Source organism: Streptomyces sp. NPDC056734, from assembly GCF_042790455.1.
In the GTDB taxonomy this organism is placed as follows: Bacteria; Actinomycetota; Actinomycetes; order Streptomycetales; family Streptomycetaceae; genus Streptomyces.
This window is the reverse complement of sequence record NZ_JBHTZD010000033.1, coordinates 20,645-29,237: the sequence shown is the minus strand read 5'-3', so window position 1 is coordinate 29,237 and position 8,593 is coordinate 20,645. Positions and strand designations below refer to the sequence as shown.

Here is an 8,593-nt window from a genome sequence, read left to right as displayed (position 1 = left end):
GGCCCGGAGGGGACTCGGCGTCCGCCCGGAGGGGGTTCGGCGCTGGCCCCGGACGGGACTCGGCACCCGCCCGCCGGTACTCGGCGCCCAAGCCCGGATGGGACTCGGCGCCAGACCGTGAGGGGCTTCGGCGCCCGGCCGGGACGGTACTCGGCGCCCCAGCCCGGAGGGGACTCGGCGTCCGCCCGGAGGGGCACCCGGCGTCCGCCCGGAGGGGGTTCGGCGCTGGCCCCGGACGGGACTCGGCGCCCGCCCGCCGGTACTCGGCGCCCAAGCCCGGACGGGACTCGGCGTCCAGCCCAGAAGGCACTCGGCGCCCCAGCCCGAAGGGCACCCGGCGTCCGCCCGGGTCAGGCTCAGTGCTCGTCCCGGAAGTGGTGGTACGTGTGATGCGCGCCGAATCCCAGCCTGCCGTACAGCGCCCGGGCCTCCGTGTTGTCCGTTTCGACCTGGAGCCAGCCGGCCGAGGCGCCCTCGGTGAGTGCCCGCCGGGCGAGCGCGGCCATGACCTCGGTGGCCAGGCCCCGGCGCCGCAGCGCCGGATCCACCTCCACGGCGGCGAACCCGGCCCACCGCCCGTCCACCACACACCGCCCGATCGCGGCGGGCGCCGCCCCCTCCCCGGGCACACTGGCGAACCACACCGAGGGCCCGCTCCCGAGCACCCGTAGCGCCACCTCGCTCACCCCCTTGCGCTGATACCGCGCCAGCCACCCGGCATCCGCCGCGCGCGCCAGCGTGACCCCCGCGCCCTCCGCCCGGTCGGCGACCGGCGCGAGCGCGCCGATCCACAGCTCGGCGCTCACCTCCCGCACCCAGCCCTGCTCGGCGAGCCGCGCGCACAGCAGTTCCTGGGTGCCCTCGGCGCCGGTCGCGGTCTGGATGTAGGCGGGCAGCCCCCGCGCGCCGTACCAGTCGCGCACGGCGTCCAGCGCGGCGTCCAGCGGACGACCGGGATCGCCCAGCGGCAGCACCGAGTTGGCGCGGCGGGTGAACCCGGCGGCGGCCCGCAGCTCCCAGTCGCCGAGCCGCTCGCTCTCCAGCGGACGCCACGCACGCGAGGAGACCCGGGCCAGTTCCCCGTACGTCGCCGAGGGCCCCCGGCGACGGGCCGGCGCGGCCGGGACCACCTTGCCCGCGACCAGCGTGGACTCCACGATCCGGACCCGTTCGCCGTCCCGGCGTGTGATCACGAGCACACCGTCGTCCCAGGATGTGAGAACACCCACCGTGTCGGTGAATTCACCCCGGGTGTCCCGGGGATCGAGACGCCGCCGGACGGAGACCCGTTTGCCCACGTCAGCCGCGTTGATTCGGACCACGAGGCGCCCGCTCGCCGAGATTTCCACAGGTCAATCCACCCCTCCTGTTCGGATCAAGCCCAAGAACGGAGATACTAGGTGCGGGCATCGACGACGCCGCGCTTCCGCGCGCCAGGCGGCGGAGCCCGAGGTGGCCGCCAGCGCCCGTATCGAGGAGGAACGACAGCGTGACCTACGTCATCGCGCAGCCTTGTGTCGACGTCAAGGACAAGGCGTGCATCGAGGAGTGCCCGGTCGACTGCATCTACGAGGGCTCCCGGTCCTTGTACATCCACCCGGACGAATGTGTCGACTGCGGTGCCTGTGAGCCGGTCTGCCCGGTCGAGGCGATCTTCTACGAGGACGACACTCCGGAGGAGTGGAAGGACTACTACAAGGCGAACGTCGAGTTCTTCGACGAGCTGGGCTCTCCCGGTGGCGCCAGCAAACTCGGGCTGATCGAGCGGGACCACCCCTTCATCGCCGCGCTGCCGCCGCAGAACGGCTGAGCGCGCGCCGACACCGCCTCGCGCCGCCTCGGTCCCGTACGGCCTGATCACGACGATCGCCGGACGGGGCCGGGGCGTTCGCCGTACCAGCGCGCAATCGAAAGTGAGCACGAACCCGTGTCCGCAGTCACCGACCGTCTGCCCACCTTCCCCTGGGACAGGCTGGCCCCGTTCAAGAAGACCGCCGCGGCCCACCCGGACGGCATCGTCGACCTCTCCGTCGGCACGCCGGTCGACCCGGTCCCCGAGGTGATCCAGAAGGCACTGGTCGCGGCGGCGGACTCGCCGGGCTATCCCACGGTCTGGGGCACGCCCGAGCTGCGCGACGCGATCACCGGCTGGCTCACCCGCCGCCTCGGCGCCCAGGGCGCCACCCACCACCACGTCCTGCCGATCGTCGGCTCGAAGGAACTCGTCGCCTGGCTCCCCACCCAGCTGGGCCTCGGCCCCGGCGACCGGGTCGCCCACCCGCGCCTCGCCTACCCGACCTACGAGGTGGGCGCCCGGCTGGCCCGCGCGCAGTACGAGGTCTACGACGACCCGACCGCCCTCGACCCCCGGGGCCTGAAGCTGCTGTGGCTGAACTCCCCGTCCAACCCGACCGGCGAGGTCCTGCCGAAGGCGGAGCTGACGAGGATCGTCGCCTGGGCGCGGGAGCACGGCGTGCTGGTCTTCTCCGACGAGTGCTATCTGGAGCTGGGCTGGGACGCCGACCCGGTCTCGGTCCTGCACCCGGACGTCAACGGCGGCTCGTACGACGGCGTCGTGGCCGTCCACTCCCTCTCCAAGCGCTCCAACCTGGCCGGCTACCGCGCCGCCTTCCTGGCGGGCGATCCGGCGGTCCTGGGCCCCCTCCTGGAGATCCGCAAGCACGGCGGCCTGATGACGTCCGCGCCGACCCAGGCGGCGGCCGTGGCGGCCCTCGGCGACGACGAGCACGTCCGCGTCCAGCGCGAGCGCTACGCGTCCCGGCGTGCGGCCCTGCGCGCCGCCCTGCTCGCCCACGGCTTCCGCATCGAGCACAGCGAGGCCAGCCTCTATCTGTGGGCGACCAGGGACGAGTCCTGCTGGGACACGGTCGCCCACCTGGCGGGCCTGGGCATCCTGGTGGCGCCGGGTGACTTCTACGGCGAGGCGGGCGAAACCTTCGTACGCGTGGCGCTGACGGCGACGGACGAGCGGGTGCGGGCGGCGGTGGCGCGGCTCGCGTAGGGCGCGGGGGATTGAACATGCGTGGAGGGACCCGGGGAAACCCCGGGTCCCTCCACGCGTACGGCTCGGACGGGTCAGCCCAGCGGGAGCCCCTTGAGGGGCAGCCCGCCCTTGGTCAGGCCCTCGGTCGGCAGTCCGCCCTTGGTCGCGGTCCTGGCGGTCTCTCCCACGACGGACCCGGCGGACCCGGCGACATCGCCCGCGGCCTTCTGCGCGGCCGGCGTCGCCGTCTTCGCCGCCTGTCCGGTGGTCTTGCCCGCGGCCGGCACGGTCTGCTTCACGGTCTTGCCGCCGGTCTCGCCCGCGACCTCGGTGACACTGCGCGCCGCGCCGTCGACGGTGTTGCCGACGCTCGCGCCGTCGAGGGCGGTCAGTCCGCCGAGGTGGGGGGTGGCCGGCAGTTCGGGGGCCGCGCTGGCGGAGCCGGCCGCACCGACCCCGGCGGCCGCTCCCGCAGCGACGAGCAGCGCGGCACGGGCGATCCGGCGGGTCAGGGGGAGGGTCATGATGCTCCTTTGACGGAAGAGAACGGTGAAGTGTCCTACCCGGACCGGGACTTGACCGTCTCGCGAGGGATCGTCCGGCGGTCTGCTGTCCGGGCTCGGACGCAGTGACTACCGCTCGACCCCCCGGAGAGGTTGCGGAGCGCCAACGTAAAGAGTTGGTAATGCGTCGCATTATCGGTTGCGGATAAAAACGGGCAAAGTGCACCCGGTGGGAGCGTGGTGGGAAAGGCTGCTGAATCCTTACGGCCCTGTGTTCCCAAGGCATTCCCTGTGGGGCGGGGTCACCGCGCGAAAACCCGCGCACCCCGGCGCCGCGACCGCCCGGGGCTACTCCCCGAGGGTGACCGCTCGCACTAGGGTGCGGTGACGATCCGCACCGCGTCCCGTGAGCCGTCGTCCACCGTCGTCCACGGCTCGTCGGACGTCCCGGCGGTCCACTGCCGGCCCGCGAACGAGACGCTCTCGATGCGCAGCGCCGAGGCGTTGGCCACCGCCCAGTGCGCGACCTGCCAGCCGCGCTCCTCGGCGGTGCTGCCCGATGCCTCGTTGGTGTCCGGCGTCACCGGCACGGTCACCGTCCGCCCGCTGGTCTCGGCGGTGACCCCGGTCGGGCTGGGCGACGGCGTGCCCTGCCCGTCCGCGCTCACCTCGGCGCCGGTCTGCTCCAGCTGCCCGAAGTCCCGTACGAGGGCGGAGCGCACGGCGTCCGGACCGGCGGCCTGCGCCTGTCCCTGGGGCTGCGTGGTGTCGGGGCGGCCGGCGCAGGTCAGGGTGGCGGCGGAGCGGCCGGTGAAGGCGTCGGCGAGCAGCTGGGCGTCCGGCTCGTGCTTGGCGTACGCGGTGGGGAAGCCGCTGCGCTGGACCAGCTGGGCGGCCTCGGTGAGCGGGAGTTCGGTGTAGTCCGGCACCTTTTCGAGGTGCTCGTAGAACTCGTTCGCCGAGTAGACCGGGTCCATGATCTGCTGCTCGGTGCCCCAGCCCTGGGACGGCCGCTGCTGGAAGAGGCCGAGCGAATCGCGGTCGCCGTGGTCGAGGTTGCGCAGCGCGGACTCCTGCATCGCGGTGCCCAGCGCGATGGTGACGGCCCGTTCGGGCAGCCCGCGCGCCGTGCCGACGGCGGAGATGGTCGCCGCGTTCACCGCCTGCTCGGGCGTGAACTCGTACGTTCTGCCCGCCCCGTCACCGGCCACGACCTTGCAGCCCGACCCCGAGGCGCCGGTGACGTACTGCACGACGAGATAGCCCGCCACGGCGAGCAGGACCACGAAGGCCGCTCCGAAACGCAGGAGACGACCGGGACGCTTGGGTGAAGGGGACGGCTCTGACACGCGTCCAAGGTACTGGAGCTTGCGGGACCGCTTCCGCGGGGCGACGAAAGGATGTACGCAAGGGCGACCGGGGGCGGCGGATGGGCGGGCGTGGGGGTGGGGAGGGGTGGAGGGGCGCGGGGTGTTGACGGGCGGGGCGGTGGCGGGGGTCGGCTGTTGACGGGCGGCCACGGGTGGGCGGTTGGTCGGCGGAAGGCTGGTCGATGGGCGGTTGGCCGGGTGGTGGCCGGCGGGTGGGGGTTCGCTGGGGCCGGGTGGGCGTTGGGCGGGCAGCGGGGTGGTCGGGCGGGCGGCAGGCAGCCTCGTGGTGCGTTGGGTGGCCGGGAGTCTGTGGGGGCCGGGCGGGTGTTCGTGGACGGACGGCAGTCGGCGGGCGGGTAGCCGGGAGGTTGGGCGGTCGGCAGCCCGCGGGTTCGGGTGGGTGGGTGCCGGGCGGACGCCTCGTCCGGGCGGACCGTTCATGGGCAGGACGCCACTCCCCTTCGCGACACTCCCCTTCGCGCCGCCGCCGGAGAGCAGCCCGGACCGGCCCTGGCAGCCGCGCCGCCGTGGCCGGGTGTGTGCCGGAGCCGTGCGGCCGGGGGTGCGGGCGGGCGGCTGCGGGGCCGGATGGGCGTCGGCGGCGTCAGAGCAGGGGGCCGTGTGGGCCTCGGTGGGCGTCCGAGAGGGCCGTGTGGGTGTCGGCGGGTGCCCCGCCCTCGCGGCGATAGTGTCGGGGCATGTCCGACACCCCGCTTGACCTCACCCTGGACGCCGCCCGGCTGACCGCGCGGCTTGTCGACCTCCCGTCCGTGAGCGGCACCGAGAAGCCGCTCGCCGACGCCGTGGAGCAGGCGCTGCGTGCCCTGCCGCACCTCACGGTCGACCGCCACGGCAACAACGTCGTCGCCCGTACGGAGCTGGGGCGCGCGGAGCGGGTGGTGCTCGCCGGGCACATCGACACCGTGCCGATCGCGGACAACGTCCCTTCCCGGCTCGACGCGGACGGGGTGCTGTGGGGCTGCGGCACCTGCGACATGAAGTCCGGCGTGGCGGTCCAGCTGCGTATCGCGGCGACGGTTCCGGCCCCCAACCGTGACCTGACCTTCATCTTCTACGACAACGAGGAGGTCGCCGCCGAGCGCAACGGCCTGCGGCATCTCGCCGCCGCCCACCCGGAGTGGCTCGCGGCCGACTTCGCGGTGCTCCTCGAACCCTCCGACGGTCAGGTCGAGGGCGGCTGCCAGGGCACCCTGCGGGTGCTGCTGAGGACCAAGGGGGAGCGCGCGCACTCGGCGCGCTCCTGGATGGGCTCCAACGCGATCCACGCCGCCGCCCCCATCCTGGCCCGCCTCGCCGCGTACGAGCCGCGCTACCCGGTGATCGACGGCCTGGAGTACCGCGAGGGCCTGAACGCGGTCGGTGTCTCGGGTGGGGTGGCGGGCAATGTCATCCCCGACGAGTGCGTGGTCACCGTCAATTTCCGCTACGCCCCCGACCGTACGGAGGCCGAGGCCGTCGCCCATGTCCACGAGGTCTTCGCGGACTGCGGGGTGACGGACTTCGAGGTCGTCGACCACAGCGGCGCGGCGATGCCGGGGCTGTCCCACCCGGCCGCGGCGGCGTTCATCGAGGCGGTCGGCGGCACCCCGATGCCCAAGTACGGCTGGACGGACGTCTCCCGGTTCAGCGCGCTGGGCGTCCCCGCGGTCAACTACGGCCCGGGCAACCCGCATTTGGCACACAAGCGGGACGAACGGGTCGAAACAGGGAAGATCCTGGCGGCCGAGGAGCGGCTGAGGTCCTGGCTGACGGCGTAGGAGAGCTTTCCGGCCGGTTGTCCGGGAGCCCGCTCCGGGCCGGACACGCCGACGTCCCCCGCGTGTAACCGGCGTGGATCTACGCTGAGGTGGAAAGACGTCCCTCCCCGGCTGCGCGGCCCCGGCCGCCGGCGCCGGGGCGGGACCCGATCGGAGGGAGCGCACATGGCCACCGGCAACCCAGAGGGCAAGCACCAGCCGCCGGAGGAGCAGCGCCTCGGACCGGTCCTGCGCCGGCGCGGTCAGGTGACGGCGAGTACGACGGACCAGCGCCTCCTGGACGCGGGCGGCCCCTCCGACTGGGTCCACACCGACCCCTGGCGGGTCCTGCGCATCCAGTCGGAGTTCATCGAAGGCTTCGGCACCCTCGCCGAACTGCCGCCCGCGATCAGCGTCTTCGGCTCCGCCCGCACACCCGCGGGCTCACCGGAGTACGAGGCGGGCGTACGGCTCGGCGGGGCGCTGGTGGAGGCCGGCTGGGCGGTGATCACCGGGGGCGGACCCGGCGCGATGGAGGCCGCGAACAAGGGCGCCCTGGAGGCGGGCGGTGTCTCCGTCGGCCTGGGCATCGAGCTCCCCTTCGAGCAGGGGCTGAACCCCTATGTCGACATCGGCCTGAACTTCCGCTACTTCTTCGTCCGCAAGATGATGTTCGTCAAGTACGCCCAGGGCTTCGTGGTCCTGCCCGGCGGCCTCGGCACCCTGGACGAACTCTTCGAGGCGCTCACCCTCGTCCAGACCCAGAAGGTGACCCGCTTCCCGATCGTCCTCTTCGGCACCCACTACTGGACCGGCCTCCTCGACTGGCTGCGCAACACCCTGGTGGCCCAGGGCAAGGCGGCGGAGAAGGACCTCCTCCTGTTCCATGTCACGGACGACGTGGACGAGGCGGTGTCCCTGGTGTCGAAGGAGACGGGCCGCTAGAGGGACGAAGGGGGGCTGGGGGTGCAGCCCCCAGGGACGGGAAGGGCAGGGGCGGCGGGGGCGAGGAAAAGCCCTACGCCAGCCCCCGCCGGGCCACCGCCGGCCCCCGATGCCCCGCGATCGCCCCCACCATCTCCAGCACCTCCCGCGTCTCCGCCACCTCGTGCACCCGGTACACCCGCGCCCCCAGCCACGCCGACACCGCGGTCGTGGCCAGCGTCCCCAGCACCCGCTCCTTGACCGGCCGGTCCAGCGTCTCCCCCACGAAGTCCTTGTTGGACAGCGACACCAGCACCGGCCACCCCGTCTCCACCAGCTCCCCCAGCCGCCGCGTCGCCTCCAGGCTGTGCCGTGTGTTCTTCCCGAAGTCGTGCCCCGGATCGATCATGACCGACGCCCGGTCCACCCCGAGCGCGACCGCCCGCTCCGCCAGCCCCACGGTCACCCGCAGAATGTCGGCCACCACATCGTCGTACGTCACCCGATGCGGACGCGTACGCGGCTCCGCGCCCCCGGCGTGCGTGCACACCAGCCCCGCCCCGTAGCGCGCCGCCACCTCCGCCAGCCGTGGATCGACCCCGCCCCAGGCGTCGTTCAGCACATCCGCCCCGGCCTCGCAGACCGCCTTGCCGACCTCGGCCCGCCAGGTGTCCACGCTGATCACCACGTCCGGGTGGCGCCGCCGCACCTCCGCGACGAACCCGACCGTGCGCCGCGCCTCCTCCTCGGCCGTGACCTCCTCGCCCGGCCCGGCCTTCACCCCGCCGATGTCGATGATCGCGGCCCCCTCGGCGATCGCCTGCTCCACGCGCGCGAGGGCCGCCTCGTCGTGGAAGGTCGCCCCCTGGTCGTAGAAGGAGTCCGGGGTCCGGTTCACGATCGCCATGATCACCGGCTCGTGCGTCGCGAAATCCCTCTTGCCCAGCCTGAGCATCCCCTGCGCCCCTCCTCGTCCCGACGTACGTATCGACGTACCGATTGCGTTCATCCTGGTCCGTGGCCTTTGTCGGCCGT

8 protein-coding genes are annotated in these 8,593 nt (G+C 73.5%); 4 read left to right on the top strand and 4 right to left on the bottom strand.

Annotated features, from left to right (window positions below; genetic code table 11):
* Window positions 1-356: 356 nt before the first annotated feature.
* Window positions 357-1,349, bottom strand: a complete 993-nt coding sequence (locus ACFRFC_RS34520; RefSeq protein ID WP_382684900.1) for a GNAT family N-acetyltransferase — start codon at window positions 1,347-1,349, stop codon at window positions 357-359.
* Window positions 1,350-1,489: 140 nt separating this feature from the next.
* On the opposite strand from ACFRFC_RS34520, the gene fdxA reads away from it, so the two are divergent.
* Both fdxA and ACFRFC_RS34510 read left to right on the top strand, forming a co-directional pair.
* Window positions 1,490-1,810 (top strand): ferredoxin, encoded by a 321-nt coding sequence (gene fdxA, locus ACFRFC_RS34515; protein WP_003985062.1) that lies wholly within the window; start codon window positions 1,490-1,492, stop codon window positions 1,808-1,810.
* Between the two features lie 117 nt (window positions 1,811-1,927).
* Entirely contained in the window at window positions 1,928-3,022 is a 1,095-nt protein-coding gene (locus ACFRFC_RS34510) for a bifunctional succinyldiaminopimelate transaminase/glutamate-prephenate aminotransferase (protein WP_382684902.1), read from the top strand.
* Window positions 3,023-3,096: 74 nt separating this feature from the next.
* On the opposite strand, the gene ACFRFC_RS34505 is transcribed toward ACFRFC_RS34510, so the two are convergent.
* A complete protein-coding gene (locus ACFRFC_RS34505) occupies window positions 3,097-3,528 on the bottom strand; it encodes an ATP-binding protein (RefSeq protein ID WP_382684905.1) in 432 nt (143 codons plus the stop codon).
* Between the two features lie 353 nt (window positions 3,529-3,881).
* Entirely contained in the window at window positions 3,882-4,856 is a 975-nt protein-coding gene (locus ACFRFC_RS34500) for a heavy metal transporter (RefSeq protein ID WP_382684907.1), read from the bottom strand.
* A gap of 719 nt (window positions 4,857-5,575) precedes the next feature.
* Here ACFRFC_RS34500 and dapE point away from each other — a divergent pair.
* Complete coding sequence (gene dapE, locus ACFRFC_RS34495) at window positions 5,576-6,655, top strand: succinyl-diaminopimelate desuccinylase (RefSeq protein WP_382684910.1); 1,080 nt, start codon at window positions 5,576-5,578, stop codon at window positions 6,653-6,655.
* A gap of 165 nt (window positions 6,656-6,820) precedes the next feature.
* Window positions 6,821-7,579 (top strand): TIGR00730 family Rossman fold protein, encoded by a 759-nt coding sequence (locus ACFRFC_RS34490; protein ID WP_382684912.1) that lies wholly within the window; start codon window positions 6,821-6,823, stop codon window positions 7,577-7,579.
* A 73-nt stretch (window positions 7,580-7,652) separates the two neighbouring features.
* On the opposite strand, the gene folP is transcribed toward ACFRFC_RS34490, so the two are convergent.
* A complete protein-coding gene (gene folP / locus ACFRFC_RS34485; protein ID WP_382684915.1) occupies window positions 7,653-8,513 on the bottom strand; it encodes a dihydropteroate synthase in 861 nt (286 codons plus the stop codon).
* Window positions 8,514-8,593: the final 80 nt, after the last annotated feature.